The sequence below is a fragment of the Streptomyces lasiicapitis genome (assembly GCF_014646335.1).
In the GTDB taxonomy this organism is placed as follows: Bacteria; Actinomycetota; Actinomycetes; order Streptomycetales; family Streptomycetaceae; genus Streptomyces; species Streptomyces lasiicapitis.
Genome location: NZ_BMNG01000003.1, coordinates 486,884 through 506,172, shown reverse-complemented (window position 1 = coordinate 506,172; position 19,289 = coordinate 486,884). Strand labels below are relative to the sequence as shown.

At 71.2% G+C, this 19,289-nt stretch carries 17 protein-coding genes; 5 read left to right on the top strand and 12 right to left on the bottom strand.

Going from position 1 to position 19,289, the window contains the following annotated elements; genetic code table 11:
- The first annotated feature begins 134 nt into the window (after nucleotides 1-134).
- Nucleotides 135-668, top strand: a complete 534-nt coding sequence (locus IEY91_RS07750; RefSeq protein ID WP_164319236.1) for a GNAT family N-acetyltransferase — start codon at nucleotides 135-137, stop codon at nucleotides 666-668.
- A gap of 12 nt (nucleotides 669-680) precedes the next feature.
- On the opposite strand, the gene IEY91_RS07745 is transcribed toward IEY91_RS07750, so the two are convergent.
- Nucleotides 681-1,685, bottom strand: a complete 1,005-nt coding sequence (locus IEY91_RS07745) for a ketopantoate reductase family protein (protein ID WP_189173350.1) — start codon at nucleotides 1,683-1,685, stop codon at nucleotides 681-683.
- Nucleotides 1,686-1,806: 121 nt separating this feature from the next.
- Between IEY91_RS07745 and IEY91_RS07740 the strand changes: the two genes are divergently transcribed.
- Nucleotides 1,807-2,718 carry a transglutaminase-like domain-containing protein gene (locus IEY91_RS07740; protein ID WP_189173349.1) on the top strand — a complete coding sequence of 304 codons (912 nt, stop codon included), beginning with the start codon at nucleotides 1,807-1,809 and terminating at the stop codon, nucleotides 2,716-2,718.
- On the opposite strand, the gene IEY91_RS07735 is transcribed toward IEY91_RS07740, so the two are convergent.
- From IEY91_RS07735 to IEY91_RS07725, 3 genes are all read right to left on the bottom strand, one after another.
- Nucleotides 2,690-3,082 carry a nuclear transport factor 2 family protein gene (locus IEY91_RS07735; protein ID WP_164319241.1) on the bottom strand — a complete coding sequence of 131 codons (393 nt, stop codon included), beginning with the start codon at nucleotides 3,080-3,082 and terminating at the stop codon, nucleotides 2,690-2,692. The two genes, IEY91_RS07740 and IEY91_RS07735, sit on opposite strands and share 29 nt — an antisense overlap.
- The gene (locus IEY91_RS07730) at nucleotides 3,075-3,626 is read right to left on the bottom strand and encodes a DUF1697 domain-containing protein (protein WP_189173348.1); all 552 of its coding nucleotides are present in this window, start codon (nucleotides 3,624-3,626) and stop codon (nucleotides 3,075-3,077) included. Before IEY91_RS07730 ends, IEY91_RS07735 begins: the two co-directional genes overlap by 8 nt.
- A 96-nt stretch (nucleotides 3,627-3,722) precedes the next feature.
- Nucleotides 3,723-4,931 carry a S8 family peptidase gene (locus IEY91_RS07725; RefSeq protein ID WP_189173347.1) on the bottom strand — a complete coding sequence of 403 codons (1,209 nt, stop codon included), beginning with the start codon at nucleotides 4,929-4,931 and terminating at the stop codon, nucleotides 3,723-3,725.
- Between the two features lie 453 nt (nucleotides 4,932-5,384).
- On the opposite strand from IEY91_RS07725, the gene IEY91_RS07720 reads away from it, so the two are divergent.
- Nucleotides 5,385-7,673: an MMPL family transporter gene (locus IEY91_RS07720; RefSeq protein WP_189173346.1), complete on the top strand. Its 2,289-nt coding sequence runs from the start codon at nucleotides 5,385-5,387 to the stop codon at nucleotides 7,671-7,673.
- Here the strand turns inward: IEY91_RS07720 and yczE are convergent.
- On the bottom strand, nucleotides 7,573-8,286 hold the full coding sequence (yczE, locus tag IEY91_RS07715; protein ID WP_229696774.1) for a membrane protein YczE: 714 nt from the start codon (nucleotides 8,284-8,286) through the stop codon (nucleotides 7,573-7,575). The two genes, IEY91_RS07720 and yczE, sit on opposite strands and share 101 nt — an antisense overlap.
- Nucleotides 8,287-8,430: 144 nt before the next feature.
- Between yczE and yczR the strand changes: the two genes are divergently transcribed.
- The gene (gene yczR / locus IEY91_RS07710) at nucleotides 8,431-9,900 is read left to right on the top strand and encodes a MocR-like transcription factor YczR (RefSeq protein WP_189173345.1); all 1,470 of its coding nucleotides are present in this window, start codon (nucleotides 8,431-8,433) and stop codon (nucleotides 9,898-9,900) included.
- A 55-nt stretch (nucleotides 9,901-9,955) separates the two neighbouring features.
- On the opposite strand, the gene IEY91_RS07705 is transcribed toward yczR, so the two are convergent.
- The 5 genes from IEY91_RS07705 to IEY91_RS07685 all read right to left on the bottom strand — a co-directional run bounded on the left by IEY91_RS07705 (nucleotide 9,956) and on the right by IEY91_RS07685 (nucleotide 15,693).
- A complete protein-coding gene (locus IEY91_RS07705) occupies nucleotides 9,956-10,996 on the bottom strand; it encodes a CDP-alcohol phosphatidyltransferase family protein (RefSeq protein WP_189173344.1) in 1,041 nt (346 codons plus the stop codon).
- A gap of 277 nt (nucleotides 10,997-11,273) precedes the next feature.
- On the bottom strand, nucleotides 11,274-12,515 hold the full coding sequence (gene mgt, locus IEY91_RS07700; RefSeq protein WP_189173343.1) for a macrolide-inactivating glycosyltransferase: 1,242 nt from the start codon (nucleotides 12,513-12,515) through the stop codon (nucleotides 11,274-11,276).
- Between the two features lie 111 nt (nucleotides 12,516-12,626).
- Nucleotides 12,627-13,922 carry an ABC transporter substrate-binding protein gene (locus tag IEY91_RS07695; protein ID WP_189173342.1) on the bottom strand — a complete coding sequence of 432 codons (1,296 nt, stop codon included), beginning with the start codon at nucleotides 13,920-13,922 and terminating at the stop codon, nucleotides 12,627-12,629.
- On the bottom strand, nucleotides 13,922-14,761 hold the full coding sequence (locus IEY91_RS07690; RefSeq protein WP_189173341.1) for a carbohydrate ABC transporter permease: 840 nt from the start codon (nucleotides 14,759-14,761) through the stop codon (nucleotides 13,922-13,924). The genes IEY91_RS07695 and IEY91_RS07690 overlap by 1 nt, the downstream gene beginning before the upstream one ends.
- Nucleotides 14,758-15,693, bottom strand: a complete 936-nt coding sequence (locus tag IEY91_RS07685; protein ID WP_164319258.1) for a carbohydrate ABC transporter permease — start codon at nucleotides 15,691-15,693, stop codon at nucleotides 14,758-14,760. The genes IEY91_RS07690 and IEY91_RS07685 overlap by 4 nt, the downstream gene beginning before the upstream one ends.
- A 192-nt stretch (nucleotides 15,694-15,885) precedes the next feature.
- On the opposite strand from IEY91_RS07685, the gene IEY91_RS07680 reads away from it, so the two are divergent.
- Nucleotides 15,886-16,884 carry a phosphotransferase gene (locus IEY91_RS07680; protein ID WP_189173340.1) on the top strand — a complete coding sequence of 333 codons (999 nt, stop codon included), beginning with the start codon at nucleotides 15,886-15,888 and terminating at the stop codon, nucleotides 16,882-16,884.
- Nucleotides 16,885-17,124: 240 nt separating this feature from the next.
- Here IEY91_RS07680 and IEY91_RS07675 read toward each other — a convergent pair whose 3' ends face one another.
- On the bottom strand, nucleotides 17,125-17,844 hold the full coding sequence (locus tag IEY91_RS07675) for a 3'-5' exonuclease (protein ID WP_189173339.1): 720 nt from the start codon (nucleotides 17,842-17,844) through the stop codon (nucleotides 17,125-17,127).
- Between the two features lie 112 nt (nucleotides 17,845-17,956).
- Entirely contained in the window at nucleotides 17,957-19,198 is a 1,242-nt protein-coding gene (locus IEY91_RS07670) for a DUF5919 domain-containing protein (RefSeq protein ID WP_164319264.1), read from the bottom strand.
- Between the last annotated feature and the right edge of the window lie 91 nt (nucleotides 19,199-19,289).

The window sequence follows — 19,289 nt, the reverse complement described above, 5'->3', positions numbered from 1 at the left end:
CCCACCGGCCCGCAGGTGACAACCAAGCTCCCGGCAGGGCAGGCCGAGGCGCGCAGCGCCGGGCCGGATCTTGCAGTGGCCCCCGGCCTGAAACCGCTTGCGGGGCCGAACGCGCCCCGAATACCGTCTCGCGGATGACAGAGCCCCTCACCCCCGAGCTGCGCTCCGAGCGCCTCGTGCTCTCCGCGTACGTCGCGTCCGACGAGCCGGACTTCGTGGCGCTGTTCCAGGACGAGGCCGTGGGCCGCTGGTTCGGGGACGGGATGCGCAGCGCGGAGGAGGACAGGGCGCTGTTCGCGCGGCTTTTCAGCATCGTGTACGCGGAGAAGCGGTTCCCGGTGTGGGCGGTCAGGCACGAGGGCCGGTACGCGGGGCACGCCGAGATCAAGCGTTCGCCCGAGGCGTGGCTGGACGGGCACGAGATCGTATACGGCCTGTCGAAGGACAGTTGGGGCCTGGGCCTCGGCACGGAACTGGCGCGCCTGCTCACCGACTACGGCCACCGCGCCCTGGGCCTGCCCGAGGTGCACGCCACCGTCGACTCGCTGAACACGCCGTCCGTGACCGTCCTCAAGCGCCTCGGCTACACGCAGGGCCGCGAGGTGCGCGACGACGACGGCCGGACGACGCTCCAGTTCACGTCACGGGCCGACAACTGGCCCAGCTAGGGCTCGCGGCCCCTACGACGCCTTGTCCACCAACGCGACCAGCTCCCCCACCCCCATCGCCCCCGCCTCCCTCCGCTCCCGGGCGAACTCGTTCGCCAGCCGCTGGAGCGTCTCGCTCACCGGCGTCGGCACCCCGTGCAGGCGCCCGAGGAGGGCGATCTCGCCGTTGAGGTAGTCGGCCTCGATGGTGCCGGTGCCCCGGCTGAGGCTCTGCCAGGAGGAACCGCCGCCGCGCGGGCTGCCGTCGAGGGGTTCGAGGCGGATCCGGTCCGCCCGGGTGTCCTTCTGCTCCTGCTCGCCCACGGCCTCGATCCCGGCGGCGGCCAGCACGGCCTCGCCCTCGGCGCGGGCCCGCCGGACCAGGTCAAGGACCTCCTCGCCGGTGAGCGGTCCGGTGAGGGCCTCGACGGCGTTGGCGAGGTTGCCGAGGAGCTTGCCGTACTTCCAGCGCATGACGTCGGCGACCACCGGCGCGAGCAGCCTGCCGCTCTCCAGGTCGGCGGCGATACGGCGCGCGGTGTCGTCCGTCCCCGCCGGGTACCGGCCGAGGTGGAGCATGCCGGTGTAGGGGGCACCCGCGGCCGAGACTGCGCCCGGCTCGACGTACGTGGACGGCAGCCACACGCACATGCCGTACACGCGGCGGAAGCGACGCAGCGCCATCCGCTCGCTCTCGACACCGTTCTGCGCGCAGACCAGCGGCAGCGCCTCGGCGGCGGTGCCGCCGCCCGCGACGGGCCGTGCGCTCCAGGCATCGAGCGCGGCTTCGGCGTCCTGCGTCTTGACGGCGAGGGCGAGTACGTCGTCGGGGTGCAACTCGCCCAGTTCGGCGGGGTTCTCGACGACGGGGAGGCGGTGGGTGCGGGTCCCGTCGGGCGTCGTGAGGGTGAGCCCGCGCTCCCGCAGCACCTCGCGGTGCGTGCCGCGCGCGACCAGGACGACGTCATGACCGGCCTCGGCGAGGCGTCCGCCGACGCTGCCGCCGATGGCTCCCGCTCCGATGATGATGTAGCGCATACGGCGAGCCTCGCACGGACGATCGATGAACGGTCAAGATCTTTCCGAAACTTGACCCTGCCACCCCACTCCCCCGCCGCGCCCTGGACCTTCCCCCAGGGTCAGACCCCACGCTCCCGCCATGGACAGCGACTACCTGACCCAGAGCCCGTACACCGACCCCGGCCCCCGCCTCGCCCCCCTTGTCGGCTCCACCCCGCTCCCCCGCGACCCGGCCGCACTCGCCGCCCTCGTACGCGGTGTCCTGCTGCACCGCGAGGAAGGCGGCCGCTTCGGCTACGCGGTGCCCGAGGAGCGGATGCGCGAGGACGCCGAGTCGCGGTACGCGGAGGACGTCCTGCGCATCCTGGGCGAGCGCGGCGACACTCCGCTCACCGAGGTCCGGGAGCCCGCGGCCCGGTTCGTGGGCACCTGCCGGGACTTCGCGCTGCTGCTGTGCTCGCTGCTGCGGGCCACGGGCGCCCCGGCGCGTCTGCGGTGCGGCTATGGGACGTACTTCCAGCAGGGTCTGAACGACAACCACTGGGTGACCGAGTTCTGGACGGCCGACCGCGGCTGGGTGCTCGCGGACGCGCAGCTCATCGGCGGTCTGTACGACATCTCCTTCGACCCCATGGACGTACCGCGCACGGAGTTCCTGGTCGCCGGGGACGCGTGGCGGGCGTGCCGGGAGGGCCGCGCGGACCCGGACACGTTCGGGGTGAGCACCGTCCCCACGATCAAGGGCTGGACGCTGGTGCGCGCGGACGTGGTGGCCGATCTCGCAGCGCTCGGCGGCGTGGAGGCGCTGCCGTGGGACGGCTGGGGCCTGATGGAGAAGGACGGCGCGGACGTCACGGAGGAGGAGCTCGCGCTGCTCGACGCCGTGGCCGCCGCCGGCTCGGCCGCGGGGCGCGCGGCGGACGTCCGGCGCCCCGACGCCGTGCGCCGCCTGCTCGACGATCCGCGGCTTGCCGTGCCGGCCGAGATCGTCTCGCACACCACGTACGGCGGGGAGCGTGCCGTCAGCCTGCCGGTGCCCGCTCGGGGGTGAACGGCGTGCCCTGATGGAACCAGAGCAGCCAGCCCTCGGGGGTGCGCCGCCACAGTGAACTGCGGTGCACCATCCGGCCGTTGGTGTCGGTGTCGAAGGTCAGCTGCACCACGTCGTCGGCGAGCTGGACGCCGCGCATGCGGGAGGTCGTGGTGGCCCGGCCGCCGGGGTCGGGGCGGGCGGCGAGGACCTTGACGATCGACTCGCGGTCCCAGCGCGCGCCGGACGCCCCGAACTCGGTGAACTCCGGGTGCAGGAACGTGTCGAACACCTCGGGCGAGGCCCGCACTTCGGGGTCGAGCAGGCGCAGTTCGTTCTCGATGGCGGCCTCGACGGCGGCCGAGCGTCCGGACGTGTCACGCATCGGTCATCTCCACGAGCTTGGTGACGGTGTTCCAGTTGCGGCTGGTGGCGATGAGGCCCTTGGTGAGCGCCGGGCGCATGAGGGTCTCGCCGAGCTTGGAGCGGCCGAGGCCCTCGGGCGCGTACAGATACAGGGCGCGGTCGCCGAGGCGGAACTCCTCCGGCAGGAAGGCCGCTTGGTCGACGCCGGCGAACCGGTCGGCGGCCACGGGCGCCGAGAAGTACGTGACGTGCAACTGCTTGCCTTCGAGCGTGTCGGCGGGGAAGGGGCAGCTCTCGGCCACCGCCTTCAGATACGCCGCGTCGCGCACCAGGACCTGCACGGTGAACCCGAATTCCCGCTCCAGGGCCTCGCCCATCTCGGCGGCGAGGCTGTCCTCGTCGCCGTGGTCGGCGGTGAAGACGGCGTTGCCGCTCTGCAGATGGGTGCGTACGTCGCCGTGGCCGAGCCCTTCGAGGAGCGCGCGCAGGCGTGCCATGGGCACTTTTCTGCTGCCGCCCACATTGATGCCGCGCAGCAGCGCCGCGTAGATCTTCGTCGCCATGCGCACACGATAAGGCGGTCGCCGTGCCCCGTGGGGGTGGGCACGACGACCGCCGGCTTCAGAGCCTGTCTTTGGCAGACCCTCGGAGGGCCGTGATTACTCGACGACCTTCAGGAGCTTGTTGGGCGTGCCCTCGCTCGGGTTGGAGATCTTGTCCGGCGTGGCACCGTCGGTCAGTGCCTTGGCGACGGCGTCGGGCTTGGCGTCCTTGTGGGCGCCGAGGTAGACGGCCGCGGCGCCGACGACGTGCGGGGTCGCCATCGAGGTGCCGGAGATCGTCTTGGTGGCGTCGTCGCCGGTGTTCCAGGCGGACGTGATGTCCGAGCCCGGGGCGTAGATGTCCACGACGGAGCCGAAGTTGGAGAAGTCGGACTGCTCGTCGTCCTTGGTCGAGGAGGCGACCGTGATGGCCTCCTTGACGCGGGCCGGGGAGCCCTGGCCGGCGTCGCTGGACTCGTTGCCCGCGGCCACGCCGTAGGTGACGCCGGCGGCGATGGACTTCTTGACGGCCTCGTCCAGGGCCTCGTCGGCGCCGCCGCCGAGGCTCATGTTGGCGACGGAGGGGCCCTGATGGTTCTTGGTGACCCAGTCGATGCCCGCGACGACCTGCTCGGTGGTGCCGGAGCCCTGGTCGTCCAGGACGCGGACGGCGACGATCTTCGCCTTCTTGGCGACGCCGTGCGCGTCACCGGCGATGGTGCCCGCGACGTGGGTGCCGTGGCCGTTGCCGTCGTCGGCGTTGTCGTCGTTGTCGACGGCGTCGAAGCCGGAGGTGGCGCGGCCGCCGAAGTCCTTGTGGCTGACGCGGACACCGGTGTCGATGACGTACGCGGTGACGCCCTCGCCCGCGGCGTCGGGGTAGGTGTACTTCTTGTCGCCGGCCGTGTCGGCCTGGTCGATGCGGTCCAGGCCCCACGACGGCGGGTTGTCCTGGGTGGCGTCGATCGAGAACTTCTTGCTCTGCACGACCTTGCCGACGGCCGGGTCGGCGGCCAGGCGCTTGGCCTCGGTCTCGGACAGGCTCTTGGCGGCGAAGCCGTTGACGGCCGAGGAGTAGTTGCGGCTGAGCTTGCCGCCGTACTCCTGGGCGAGGTCGGACTTGGCGTCCTTGTCGGCCTTCTCGTCGAGCAGCACGATGTAGCTGCCGTCGACGGCGCCCTTGGCGTCCGCGCCGTAGACCTTGCCCTCGGCGGGGGTCGAGGCCCCGGCGAACGAGCCGGCGAAGACGGTCACTCCCACCGCGGTGGCGGCGGTGGCTATCGCCGCGGTGAGCTTCATCGTGCGAGCACGCTTGTGTGTAGCCATGAAGAGGGGTCTCCTCGTGGTGCGTTGTGGGGGGATGTGGGGGGTTTCAAAGCTTTTCGCGCTGTACGCAGCCATGGCTGCGGCGCCCGGCGAACTCCGAAAGAACTGAAGATCTTTGGGCGTTGGGACGAAACCTTGTCTGAATGACGCGCGCAGATCAATACCTTCATGCGCCTGTGACTTGTTCAACAAGGTTCTGTAATAACAAATGGGGGTCCCCTTGACAGAACGGACACCTTGGAACGTATTCCTCCGTGTGCGAAGGCCCTGTGACCGGATAGGTGTAGGTGCCAAGTCCCGATAGGTGTAGGGGGCTTGAGGCGCCGGTGTCCTCCCTCAGACGGGCCGCCACCTCACCTGTGGGCAGGACGTTCCGCTCCCCGCGCCGCCCTAGCTTCGTCAGCAGGGGTGGTGGCGCGGTGCCGCCGCCACACGACGGGGGGCGACTCCACCATGAGCAGAGGAAGCACGCCTGTGCGGGGCTTCGCCGCGCGGGCCGGGGCCTGGAGCGCGCGGCATCGCTGGGCGGCGGTCGGCGTCTGGGTCCTGTTCGTCGTCCTGGCGACGGGCGTCGGTTCGGCCGTGGGCCGGGCCGAGGCGCCGGAGGGCGACCTCAAGGGCGAGACCAGCCAGGCGCAGCGCATCACCGACGACGCGGGCGTCGAGGAACCGACCGGCGAGACGGTGCTCGTGCAGGCCCGCGGGAGCGAAGGACCGAAGGCCACCGACCCGCGCTTCCGGGCCGCGGTCGACGACGTCATCAAGGCGGTACGCGGCACCGGCGAGACCTCGGCCGTCACCTCCCCGTACAAGTCCGGATCGATATCCAAGGACGGCCGCAGCGCGCTCGTCCAGCTGGACCTGCGCGGCGACCCCGACGACTCGATGGACCGGGTGGAGCCGGTCCTGAAGGCCGTCGAGGCCGTGGCGGACCGGCACGAGGGCGCGGGGCTGCGGATCGAGGAGATCGGCGGCGCCAGCATGGAGAAGACGTTCGAGGACGCCTTCGGCAGCGACTTCCAGCAGGCCGAGTACTCCGCGGTGCCCGTCGCGTTCGGCATTCTGCTGATCGCGTTCGGCGCGCTGGTGGCGGCGCTGCTCCCGGTGCTGCTCGCGATCTCCGCGATCGTGGCGACGATGGGCCTGATGGCCCTTGTGAGCCATGTGCAGCCGATGAGCGACGTGGCGAACTCGGTGATGCTGCTCGTGGGCCTCGCCGTCGGCGTCGACTACTGCCTGTTCTATCTGCGGCGCGAGCGCGAGGAGCGGGAGAAGGGCCGCGACCCGCAGACGGCGCTGCGGATCGCCGCGGCGACCAGCGGCCGGGCCGTGGTCGTCTCCGGCATCACAGTGTGCGTGGCGATGGCGGGCATGCTGTTCACGGGGATCACCGACTTCGAGGCGATGGGCCTGGCGTCGCTCATGGTCGTGGCGGTGGCGATGGTCGGCTCGGTGACGGTCCTTCCCGCGCTGCTCTCGCTGCTCGGCGAGCGGGTGGAGAAGGGGCGGCTTCCGTTCCTGCGGCGTCGGCAGCGGTCCGGTCGGCCGGACGGCAACGAGAGCAGGCTGTGGCGGACCGTGGTCGGCGGGGTGCTGCGGCGGCCGCTGCTGTGGACGGTGCTCGCGGCGGGCACGCTCGCGGCGATCGCGCTGCCCGCGCTCGGCATGAAGACCCAGGAGCTGACCCTGGACCAGGAGTTCGGCGACTCGCTGCCGATCGTGGCGACGTACGAAAGGGTCAACGAGGCGTTCCCCGGTGGCGCCGAACCCGCCGAGGTCGTCGTCAAGGCGGACGACATCGACTCCCCGGCCGTCACCAAGGCCATCGCCGACTTCCGTGCGCAGGCGGTCAGTTCGGGCGCGTCCAAGGGGCCGGTGGACGTGACCCTGCACAAGAAGGAGAACGTGGCCGTCCTGAGCGTGCCCCTGATCGGCGGCTCCGACCAGGACGAGGCGGCGAAGAGCCTGACGCTGATCCGCGACGAGGTGCGGCCCGCGACGCTCGGGAAGGTGGACGGCCTGGAGGCGCCCGTGACCGGGCAGGTCGCCTCGTCCAAGGACTTCAACGAACAGATCAGCTCGTCCGTGCCGCCCGTCTTCGCCTTCGTGGTGGTCTTCGCCTTCCTGCTGATGCTGCTTTCCTTCCGCTCCCTGGTCGTCGCGGCCACCTCGATCGTGCTCAACCTGCTCTCGGTGGGGGCGGCGTACGGCATCCTCGTCATGGTCTTCCAGCACGGCTGGGGCGCGTCGCTCGTCGGCGCGGAGGGGGTGGGCGCGATCGTCGCGTGGCTGCCGCTGTTCCTCTTCGTGATCCTGTTCGGCCTGTCGATGGACTACCACGTGTTCGTGGTCTCGCGGATCCGGGAGGCGCGGTTCCAGGGGCGTACGACGCGGGACGCGATCGCGCACGGCGTCGTCACCACCGCGGGCGTGGTCACCAGCGCGGCCGTCATCATGGTGGCGGTGTTCGCGATCTTCGGGACGCTGTCCATGCAGTCGATGAAGCAGATGGGCGTCGGCCTCGCGGCGGCGGTCCTCATCGACGCCACGGTGATCCGCGGCGTGCTCCTTCCGGCCGTGATGGCGCTGCTCGGGGAGCGGAACTGGTACCTGCCGCGGTGGCTGCACAGGATGCCCGACCTCACGCACGACGAGGTGACCCCAGACGAGCCCGCCGAGCCCGCCCCGGCACAGCGGCCGGAGTCCCCGCGTACGCGCACCACGGCAGGAAGTACTGGGTGACGGGCCCCATGGCGAGCGCGTACAGGACGGTGCCCGCCCCCACGCTCCCGCCGAGCAGCCAGCCCACGGCGAGCACGGTGACCTCGATCAGGGTGCGCACGACCCGGAGGGAGCGACCGGTCACCCCGGCCAGGCCCGTCATCAGGCCGTCCCTGGGCCCCGGCCCGAAGCGCGCGCCCACGTAGACGGCGACGGACAGGCCGTTGGCGAGGATCCCGCCGACGAGCAGGCCGGTCCGGGCCGCGAGGCCGAGTCCGTCGGGTACGAGCCAGAGGCCGAGGTCGGACGCGTACGCCACGACGACGACGTTGGCGCCCGTGCCGAACCTCGGCCGCTGCCGCAGCGGTATCCACAGCAGCAGCACGAGGACGCCGACCACCGCGCTGACCGTGCCGAAGCTCAGCGGGGTGTGGCGTTCGACGCCCTGGTTCAGCACGCTCCAGGGGCTGACGCCGAGGCCGGCCCGGACCATCACGGCGATGCTGAGGCCGTACAGGGCGAGGCCCAGGAAGAGTTGGGGGAAGCGTCTGAGGGGGTGCTCGCGGAGGGGGACGTAGGTGAGCGGGGGCGGGCCGGGGGTCCGGTCGGCGGTGTCGTCGGCGGGGTGCCGCATGCGGGGGTGCCTCCACAGGTGCTCGTTCACCTCAAGGCCCGGCCGTCCGGGGCCGAGCGGGGAGAGGCCTCTTTCTCAAGGCCAATGAGGGCGAGTCTGTAGAGTGATTGGTCCGTAAAACATGGCCAATCCAGGGGGAATGGTATGGCGGAGTGGGAAGCGACCGCGTCCGGGGACCGCACCCTGGGCAGCCGTCGGCTCGCCGCGCTGCTGCCCGACCCGGCCGGGGCGCGGCCCGCGTACCGCCATCTCGCCCGCGCGATCAGCCAGTTGATCCTCGACGGACGGATCGCGCTGCACGTCAGGCTCCCCGCCGAACGGGAGCTCGCCACCGCCCTGAACACCAGCAGGGCCACGATCACGGCTGTATACGACCTGCTGCGGGAGGGCGGCTACGCGCGCAGCAGGCAGGGTTCGGGTACGTGGACCCAGCTGCCCGAGGGCCGCACGCCGGGCGCGGTCACCCGGCTGCTGCGGCCCCGCGACAGCGCGATCGACCTGGCGAGGGCGGCGCCTGCGCTGCCGGAGCGGGCGCTCGCCGACGCGCTCGCCGAGGTCACCCCGCAGTTGGCCGCGCACGCGCACACTCCCGGCTACCACCCGTACGGCCTGGCCGAGTTGCGGGCGGCCGTCGCCGAGCGGTTCACCCGGCGGGGCCTGGCCACGGTGCCGGAGCAGATCCTGCTGACATCGGGCGCGCAGCACGCGCTCTCCCTCGTCCTGGGGCTGCTGTGCCGGCCCGGCGACCGGGTCATGGTCGAGAGCCCGTCGTACCCGAACGCGCTGGAGGCGATGCGCCGCGCCCGCCTTCGCACGGTGCCGGTGCCGGTGACCGACACCGGCTGGGACGTGGAGATCATGGAGTCGACGCTGCGGCAGGCGGTGCCCCGACTGGCTTATCTGATCCCCGACTTCCACAATCCGACGGGCTGCCTCATGCCCGACGGGGAGCGCGCCCGCGTGCTGCGCGCGGCGCACCGCTCCGGCACCTGGCTGGTGATCGACGAGACGCTCGCGGAACTGGCGCTCGACGGGCCCGCCCCGGCGCCGTTCGCCTCGCACGCCGCGCCCGACGCGGGTGGCAAGGTCATCACGGTCGGCTCGATGAGCAAGACGCACTGGGGCGGCCTGCGCATCGGCTGGCTGCGGGCGCCGTCCCGGCTCGTCACCGAACTCGCCGGGCAGCGCGTCGCCACCGACATGGGCGGCTCGGTCCTGGACCAGCTCCTGGCCCTCGCGCTCCTTGACCGGGCCGGGGAGCTGCTGTCGGAGCGCCTCGACCAACTCCGCGAACAGCGCACCGCGCTGGCCGCTGCGCTGGCTGAACATCTCCCCCAGTGGACCTGGCAGCAGCCGTCGGGCGGCCTGTCCTTCTGGGTGGACCTCGACGAACCCGTGGCCTCGGCCCTCGCGGAACGGGTCCTCGACTACGGCGTACGGATCGAGGGCGGCGCCTGTTTCGCCCCCGACCCCGGCCTGTTCGAGCAGCGCCTCCGCATCCCGTACACCGCTCCCCCAGACACCCTCCGCGAGGCAGTCCACCGCATGGCCACGGCGCTGTCCGACGGCCTGCCCCGCTCGCCGGAGGGCCGCAAGCCGCACTGGGTCGCTTGAACCTGCGGGTCGTGGGGGCTGGTCGCGCAGTTCCCCGCGCCCCTTTGGGGCGCGCTTACGCAGCCGCCGCCACCTTGCTCTGCTCGAACGAGTCCAACGTCCGCGAGAAGTCCCGCGTAGACAGCAACAGCTTGTAGACAATGGCGAGTTCGAAGACGAGCAGCAGCGCACCGGACACGATCGTCACGGGGATCACCGCGTCGAAGAGCGGCCCGATGATGAAGACACCCATCTGGAACTCGATGCCGCTCACCAGGTGCGTACGGATGCGATGCCGCAGCAGAAAGGACCGCGCCCGCAGGTACGCGGGGAACTTGCCCCGGAACTCCTGGTGCAGGTCGATGACCTGAGCCTTACGACGGGTGCCGACGGCCGGGTCGGGCTCGCCGGCGTCGACGTGGGCGTCGGCCGGCGAGTCGGCCTCGAAAGCGGCCACCTCCGCCGACGGGGTCCCCTCCGCCTTGGCCCGCTCCAGATCCTGCTCCACATCCGCCTCGGGGTTGTCCCGCAGCAGATCCTCCATGAAGGCGAGCTCGGCGGCGTTCTCGGCCCGCCGAGCGGCCCGCACGCGGGCCTTGATCTGCTTGCGCATGGTGTGCCGGATCTTGAATATCTCCAGCGAGTTGATGTACCGGAGCGTGTCCAGGAAGACCACGGCGACCGCGAGCCATATGTACGTCTCGTCGTGGGTGCGCGCGTACTGACCGCCCATCAGGGCGACCCCGCACACCATCACCCGGATCCGGTCGAAGACGAAGTCGAGCCAGGCGCCGAAGACCGAACCGGTGCCGGTGAGGCGGGCGACCTTCCCGTCCATGCAGTCCAGGACGAAGCTGAAGTGGTAGATCACCGCGCCGAGCACCAGCCAGCGCCAGTCACCGAACGCGAAGCACACCGACGAGGCCAGCCCTAGCACGAACGCGCCCCAGGTGATCTGGTTGGGCGTGATCCTCGTGTACCGCGCCGTCAGCCGCACGAGCGGCGTGGCGAGCGGATCCACGAGGATCACCGTCCACCACGCGTCGCGCTTCTTCTGGGTGATGCGGCGCACCTCGGCGAGCGGCGGCACGTCGGGGCGCACGGACTGTCGTGACATGGGTCAACTTCCTGGCGTTCGAATGAAGTTCACCTCACGCTAAGAAGTTGCTCATGAAAGTAACAAGCGGTGGCCGGTGCAACCTTTGGCCGGGGGTAAGGGTCAAGCACTCAGGCCAAGTCAATGGACCAGCCAGGACGGCCCCGCGTTACCCGAGCGTTACCGAATGACCCGGCCGTTACCGAATGGCTTCACGGAGCGTTACGTCACGCCCGGTCGACCACCTCCGCACCCAGGCCGAAACACCACCAACTCGCCTTGTAGCACCACCAAGCGGTCATCGGCCCGCATCCCCTTCCTTCACACCGCCGTCACGCGCGGCCCGCACGATCTCCTCCTCGATCAGATCGGCCGCCGTCTTCGTGCCGCCCTCGCCCGCCATGCCCGCGCGCACCTCGTCGAGCCTGCGCGCGACCTCGGGGTCGTCGACGAGCGCGAGGACCGCCGCGCGCAGGGACTCCGCGTCGGCCTCCTCCATCGGCAGATGCCGGGCGACGCCGAGCGCCTGGAGCATGTCCGCGTTGCCGAACTGGTCGACGGCCTGCGGCACGGCGACCATCGGCGTCCCGGTCGCGAGCCCCTCCTGGCTGCCGCCCGCCCCGGCGTGCGTGACGAAGGCGTCGGCCTGCTTGAGGATCGCCAGCTGCGGCACCCAGTTGTGCACCTCGACATTGGGGGGTACGTCACCGAGTTCGGCGGCGTCGACGTGCTTGCCGACCTGGAGCACCAGGTGCCAGCCGGGCAGATCACCGAAGGCCTTCACGCACTCCCGGTAGAAATCGGGCTGCTTGGTGAACGCCGAGCCGAGGGACACGAGCACCACCTTGTCCGCGCCCTCGGGCCGCCGCCACTCGCCCTGCGCGGCACGGTCGCCCTGACAGGCGCCGACGAACGTGTGCACGCTCTCGTCCACCCGGTCGGCGTTGGGCTGGAACACCTTGGGGATGAGGACGAGCGAGCGCGGCGGGCGGCCGACGAACGAGTCGTGGTGCTGGGTGATCCCGTTCTCCGCGAGCCAGGCCTGGAAGCGCGCGAAGTACGCCTGGCCGCGCTCGGTCTCCCTCAGCGGCGCGTAGAGCGGCTCGCCGACCTCCTCCTCGTACCCCTCCCAGGCGACCAGGTTCGGCGAGAGCGAGATCTCGGGGACGCCCCAGTTCCGGGCGAGCACCCGGGCCGGATAGGAGGTGATGTCGTGCAGGACGATGTCCGGCTCGTCGCCCTCGTACGCCGCGCGCAGTTGCGGCAGCGCGTTGATGGCGTCGTTCAGGAACGGCTCGATGTTGTCGATCAGGGTGTTGCCCCAGGCCTCCGGGTCGTCGTCGGGGCCCGGGAGCGTGGTGGTGTAGAGCACCGGCTCGGCTCCGGTCTCGGCGACCTTCTCCTCGAAGGCGTGCGGAATCGCGTACGTGACGCGGTGACCGCGGGCGACGAGTTCCCGGATCACTTCGAGGCTCGGGTTCACGTGCCCGTGGGCGGCGATGGAGAACATGGCGATGTGGGCACGCTGGCGTGTGGTCATGTCACGACAGTATGCGAGACGAGACGTCTCGTGCAACTCTTTTCGATGCCATGACCCGTTGCCGCGAACCGATGCCGTGCCCCGGCGCCGCGCAAGCCGTCGGGGGCGCGCTCAGCGCTGATAGCGCTTCAGGACCAGGTTCCCGTCCTCCACAAGGCGTTCCCGGAGCTCGTCCATGCCGATCGCGCCGCTGTAGTACTCCTGGAGCGCGGGCGTCGCGATCTTGTCCATCCACTCCGGGTAGCCGCGCACCGACTGGGCGGGCGCCGGGCGCAAGTGCCGCGCGAGGGCCGTGCCCGTGGCCCAGTCGTCCTTCTTCGTACGCAGCGCCGGGTCCTTGAGGGCCTCCTTGCCCGTGGGCAGCATCCAGTCGCCGCGCGCGAGCCGCACCATGTTCGCGGGCCGCAGGAAGAAGTCGATGAACCGGGCGGCCTCCTTCTTGTGCGGGCTGTCCTCGGCGACCGACAGGGTCTGCGGGCTGACGCCCTGCGCGAGCCCGTCCGCGCCGGCGGGCGCGGGAAGGACCTGCCAGTCGAAGCCCTTCGGCGCCTGCTGCACGATCTGCTGACGGTAGGAGAACCCGAGCGGCACCATCGCGTACTTGCCGCCGAAGAAGCCGGGCAGCGTGTCCGAGCCGCCCATGCCGAGCGTGGCGCCCGAGGCGCTCTTGTCGACGTCGACCTGGTCGTGGACGGTGCGCGGCATGACCTCGTCGGCCGCCTCGAAGCGGATCTCGGCCTTGCCGTCCGCGCGCCGGTGGAACAGCTTCCCGCCGGTCGACAGCGACAGATTGAGCGTCGCGGACACGGGCTCCTTCAGCGGCCAGGCCACCCCGAACTTCCCCTTGCCCTGCGTCAGTTCCTTCGTCACCGACCGGAACTCGGGCCAGCTCCACGGCTTCTCGGGGGTCGGAATCCGTACGCCGGACTCCTTGAGCCACTTGGCGTTGGCGATCAGAACGCGCGGCTCCTGGAGGAACGGCACGCCGTACACCTTGCCGCCAAAGGTGGAGGTGTCCCAACTGGCCTGCGGGATGTCCAACTTGAGCCGTTGCGGAAGCAGCTCACCGAGGTCCGCGAGGTAGCCGCCGTACGCGAAGTCCGCGAGGTCGTCGGAGGCGTCGTGGATGATGTCCGGCGCCTCACCGCCCTCGAAGGACGTGAGGAGCTGGTCGTGGACGCTGCTCCAACTCCCCTGTACGTACTCGACCTTGACGTCCGGGTGGGTGGCGTTCCACTCCTTCACCAGCTCCTTGTTGGCGTCGACGGACTCCTTCTGCCAGGCAAGGGACTGGAAGCGCAGCGTGATCCGGCCGCGGGAGTCGCCGTCACCGCTGTCGGAGCACCCGGCGAGCAGCAGGACGAGCGCGGTGGCCACGGCGCCGAGCGCGCGCGCACGTACCGCCATCAGCCCTTCACCGCCCCGGCCAGCATCCCGCCGGTGATCCGCTTCTGGATGATCGCGAAGACGACGAGCGACGGGAGCGTCGCGAGGAACGCGGCGGCGGCGAGCGGGCCGAGGTCGGCCGCGCCCTCCGCGCCGAGGAAGTGCGTGAGGACTACCGGCAACGTCTGTTTCTCCGGGGTCTTGAGCAGGACGAGCGCGAAGAAGAACTCGTTCCACGCGGTGATGAAGGCGAACAGCGCCGTCGCGACGATGCCCGGCGCGAGCAGCGGCGCGGTCACGGACACGAGCGTGCGCAGCTTGCTCGCGCCGTCGACGGCGGCGGCCTCCTCCAGCTCCGTCGGCACCGCGCGTACGTATCCGACGAGCATCCACAGCGCGAACGGCAGCGCCCACACGACGTACACCATGATCAGTCCGGGCAGCGAGTTGATCAGGTGCAGGTTCTTCAGGACCAGGAACAGCGGGATGATCACCAGGACGAACGGGAACGCCTGGCTGACCACGACCCAGCCGGTCGCGGCCCGCGCGAGCAGGGTGCGGTGCCGCGCCATCACGTACGCCATCGGGGTCGCGATGACGACGGCGACGACCGACGCGCTCAGGGCCGCGATCAGCGAGTTCCCGGCGGCTTCGAGCAGGGGCTGTTCGTCGAAGGCCTGGCGGTAGTTGGCGAGGGTCGGGTCGTTGGGGATCCAGGTGGGGTGCAGGCTGCCCAGCTCGCGCGCCGGCTTGAAGGAGGTGGAGATCAGCCACAGGAACGGGAAGGCGAGGAAGACGAGATACGCGAGGAGCGCGAGGTACTGCCCCGCGCGCGCGGGCCTGCTGGTACGTCGGCTCACCGCTGCTCTCCCCCTCTCAACCGGCCCACGAGATACACGGCGAGCAGCACCGAGATCAGCGCGACCATCACACAGCCCATCGCCGCCGCGTAGCCGAACTGGCCGTAGCGGAAGGCCTCTTCGTACGCGAACAGCATCGGAAGGCGCGTACGTCCGCCGGGGCCGCCGTTGGTCAGCACATAGACCAGGGCGAAGGAGTTGAAGTTCCAGATGAAGTTGAGCGCGGTGATGGCGAGCGCGATGGGCTTCAGAGCGGGCCAGGTGACGGTGCGGAAGCGGCGCCAGGCGCCCGCGCCGTCCACCTCGGCGGCCTCGTGCAGCTCGCGCGGCACGTTCTGCAGCCCGGCGAGCAGGGCGACCGTCGTCTGCGGCATGCCCGCCCAGACACCGACGACGATGACGGCGGGCAGCGCGGAGCCGATGCCCGTCAGCCAGTCGCGGCCGTCGCCCAGGCCCAGGTCGCGGATCGTCTCGTTCAGGATGCCCGCGTCCGGGTTGTAGACCAGGCGCCACATGATGCCCACGACCACCTCCGGCATCGCCCACGGGATGATCGCGAGCGACCGGGCCAGCCAGCGGAAGCGCAGGTTCTGGTTGAGCAGGAGTGCGAGGCCGAGGGCGAGCACGAACTGCGGCACGGTCACACCGACGGCCCACAGCAGGCCGATCCGGAACGAGTCCCAGAACAGGGTGTCGTGCAGCAGGTCCTGGAAGTTGAGCAGGCCGATCCACTCGGTCGGCTCGGTGCGGCCCGACTGGGAGTCGGTGAACGCCAGCGAGATGCCGTAGAGCAGCGGGCCGACGCTGAGGACCAGGATCGGGAGCAGCGCGGGCAGCACCAGGAACCACGCGCCGTGGTCCATCACCCCGGCGCGGGGCGCGCCCTCCGGGGAGCCTGTGCCGGACCGCTTCTTCGCGGTCGCCAATGTCACGGAATCGGCTCCTTTGGGCGGTTGATTGAGTTTTGGCCGCCCGGGCGGCCCCCGTCATCGTGCTGATGTGACCTTGATACGTCAAGCAACTGCGCACGCCGGACGTCCACTCTGGCCTGTGCGAATGCGAGACTTGCGCGGCGGCCGGACGTCATCGGGCGCGGGTGAGGCACAGGGTGCGGGAGGCAACGGATGGACGAGGCAGGGGCGCGGGACGTCCTGGACGCGGCGGGTCTCGGGGCGGGTGTGGCGGGCGGTGCGGAGCTGCTCGCGCTCGGCGAGAACGCGGTGTTCGGCGTGGGCGACCTCGTCGTGAAGATCGGCCGGGACGCGCCCGGACTGCTCGACCGGGCTCGGCGTGAAATCGCCGTCGCGGAGTGGCTGCGGGACTCCGGGGTGCCGGCCGTGCGCGCCGCGGAGCCCGGGGCGCGGTCCGTCTCGGGGCATCCGGTGACGCTGTGGCATCGGCTGCCGGAGGCTGTGCGGCCTGCGGGAGCGGGTGACCTGGCGGCACTGCTGCGCCTGATCCACGCACTCCCCGCCGCACCTGTTCCCTCCGGCTCCTCCGGCTCCTCCGGCTCCTCCGGCTCCTCCGGCTCCTCTGGCTCCTCTGGCTCCTCTGGCTCCTCTGGCTCCTCTGGCTCCTCTGGCTCCTCTGGCTCCTCTGGCTCCTCCGTCGCCTTCGAGTTGCCGCGGCGTGAGTTGCTCGGCGGGGTCGAGCGGTGGCTGCGGCTCGCCGGGGACGCGATCGACGCGGAGGACGCCGACTATCTGCGGGAGCGGCGGGACGGGTTCGCCTCGGCTGCGGCCGCGCTCGTGCCGCACCTGGCCCCTGGGCCCATCCACGGGGACGCGTTGCCGCGCAACGTCCTGGTGGGGCCGGACGGGCCCGTCCTCGTGGACCTGGAGACCTTCTCCTCCGACCTGCGCGAGCACGACCTCGTGGTCATGGCGCTCTCCCGGGATCGGTACGGGCTCGGGGGCGAGGCCTATGACGAGTTCTGCCGTGTGTACGGGTGGGATGTGCGGGAGTGGGAGGGCTGCCCGGTGTTGCGCGGGGCGCGGGAGACGGCGAGTTGCGCGTGGGTCGCGCAGCATGCTCCGGGCAACGTTGCGGCGTTGGCCGAGTTCCGTCGCCGCGTGGTGTCCCTTCGGGACGGGGATGCGGCCGTGCGGTGGCATCCGTTCTAAGTGCCGCCGCTGTCCGTCTGGGGCTTCGCCCCTCTCCCCCTGTCGGCGCTTCGCGCCTCGTCCTCAAGCGCCGGACGGGCTGATAGTGCCCGCTGCGGGCAGTCGTGCAAGTTGGGGCGGGTGGGTGGGAAATAGCCCGTCCGGCGTTTGAGGACGAGGCCGTTCAGGCCGACAGCGGGGTCCAGGGGCGGCAGCCCCTGGTTACGGGAAAGGGGCGGGACTGGGGCGCACCCGCGAGGGCTACACCCCCGCCGCCACCTCCCGCAGTGGCCAAGTCCCGTCCACCACCGCCGCCGCGTCGCCCTTCCTGCGCAGGAACTGCTGGAAGTCCGCCGCCCACTCGGCGTACCACTGCACCTGCCGCCGATGAAGTTCGGCCACGCCGAGGTCGGCGACCTTGGCGTGGCGGTCGGCTATCGCGCCGGCGAGCCGCGCTGCCGCGAGGGCGTCGGAGGAGGCGTCGTGGGCGGACTCCAGGACCACGCCGTACTCGGTGCAGACCGCTTCGAGGTTGCGCTTGCCGCGGCGATAGCGATCGACGGAGCGGTCGATGGTGTAGGGGTCGATGACGGGCGCGGGCTCGGCACCGCCGAGACGCTCGCGCAGGGACGGCAGCCCGTGCCGCCGCAGCTCGGCGGAGAGCAGGCTCAGATCGAACGCGGCGTTGTACGCCACGACCGGCACGCCCGTCTGCCAGTAGGACACGAGGACACCCGCGAGCGCGTCGGCGACCTCCGCGGCGGGCCTGCCCTCGGCGGCGGCCCGCTCGTTCGTGATGCCGTGCACGGCGACCGCGTCCTCGGGGATCGGAACCCCGGGGTCGGCGAGCCACTCGCGGCGGCCGAGCTCCTGCCCGGCCCTGACCTCGATCACCGCCCCCGTGACGATGCGTGCCGCGAGCGGGTCCGTGCCCGTCGTCTCCAGGTCGAAGCCGATCAGCAGCTCCCGGTGCCAGCCCATGGCCGCCCCCTTCGTCGTGGTGCTTTCCCCCAGTGACCACCACGATCCCATGCGCCACTGACAATGAGGTGGCCGGATTCCGTTTGTCGCCCTCGCCCCGCCGGGCCCCGCCTCACGACACCGGCCGCGAGTCCGCCCACGCCGTCTCGAACTCCTCCCGGTACGTCGCGAACAGCCCGTGTTCGCCGTGATCGCCCGGTTTCACCACCCGGCCGCCGCCGCGCAGCACGAGCACCGGTGCCTCCATGCCGCGCGTCCGGCGGAGGTAGGACTGGACGACGGCGATGCCGTCCGCCCCGTCCCCGTCGACCAGATAGGCCGTGAACCGCGGCGTCTCGTCGAAGACCTGGATCTCGAAGGCCCCGGGGTCGCGAAGGCGGGAACGCACCCGCCGCATGTGCAGGATGTTCGTCTCGACGGCGCGGCCCAGCTCGCCCCGCTTCAGGCCGAGTTCACGCTCGCGCCGCTTGACGGCGCTGCTCGCGGGGTTCAGGAACAGCAGCCGCACCCGGCAGCCGGACTCGGCGAGCCGCACGAGGCGGCGCCCGGAGAAGTTCTGGACAAGGAGGTTCAGGCCTATCCCGATGGCGTCGACGCGGCGGGCCTCGCCGAACAGGTCCTCGGCGGGAAACTGGCGAAGGAGCCGCACCCGGTCGGTGTGCACGCCGACCACGTCGGCGTACCGGTCGCCGACGAGCTCCTCGACGGCGTCGACGGGCAGCCGCCGCGCGGAGGGGATGTCGGAGCCGGCGCCGAGGATCTCCAGGAGGCGGGCCGAGGCGCGTTCGGCCTGGGCCAGGACCGTCGGGGACAGGGCGCGGTTGCGGGAGACCACATTGCGGGTGACCTCCAGCTCGTCCAGGGCGAGTTCGACCTCGCGCCGGTCGTCCAGGTAGGGCTCGAAGCACGGCCAGTGCTGGACGACCAGCTCCCGCAGTTGCGGGAGGGTCAGGAAGCTCAGGACGTTGTCGTCGGCCGGGTCCAGCAAATAGCCCTTGCGGCGGCTCACTTCGCGTACGGCGACGGCCCGCTGCACCCACTCCTGCCCGGCGGGTCCGGCCGCGGCGACGACCCAGTCGTCGGCGTGGACGGGTTCGTAGACGGGACGCAGAACAGCGGCCACGACCGCGCGCAGCCGCTGTTCCACGAGATTCAGCCAGATGTAGGCCCGCCCGGCCCGCTGGGCGCGCGTACGCACCTCGCGCCAGGCGTCGGGCCCCCAGTCCAGCTCGGGGCCGATCTGGGATGCCATGTCCACCGGCCGTGCCAAGGACACGGCCGACGGCGGGACATTGGCGGAGCCCTCCTCGTGACCCTCGTCACCAGGGGGCAGTTCCCGCCCACCCGAGCTCACCCATGCACCGCCTTCCGCTCCCCCCGGACTCTCCCCCGGTCAACGATCAAGGAAGGGTACTCCGGGAGCGGCGGGCGGTGCAGCCGGATGG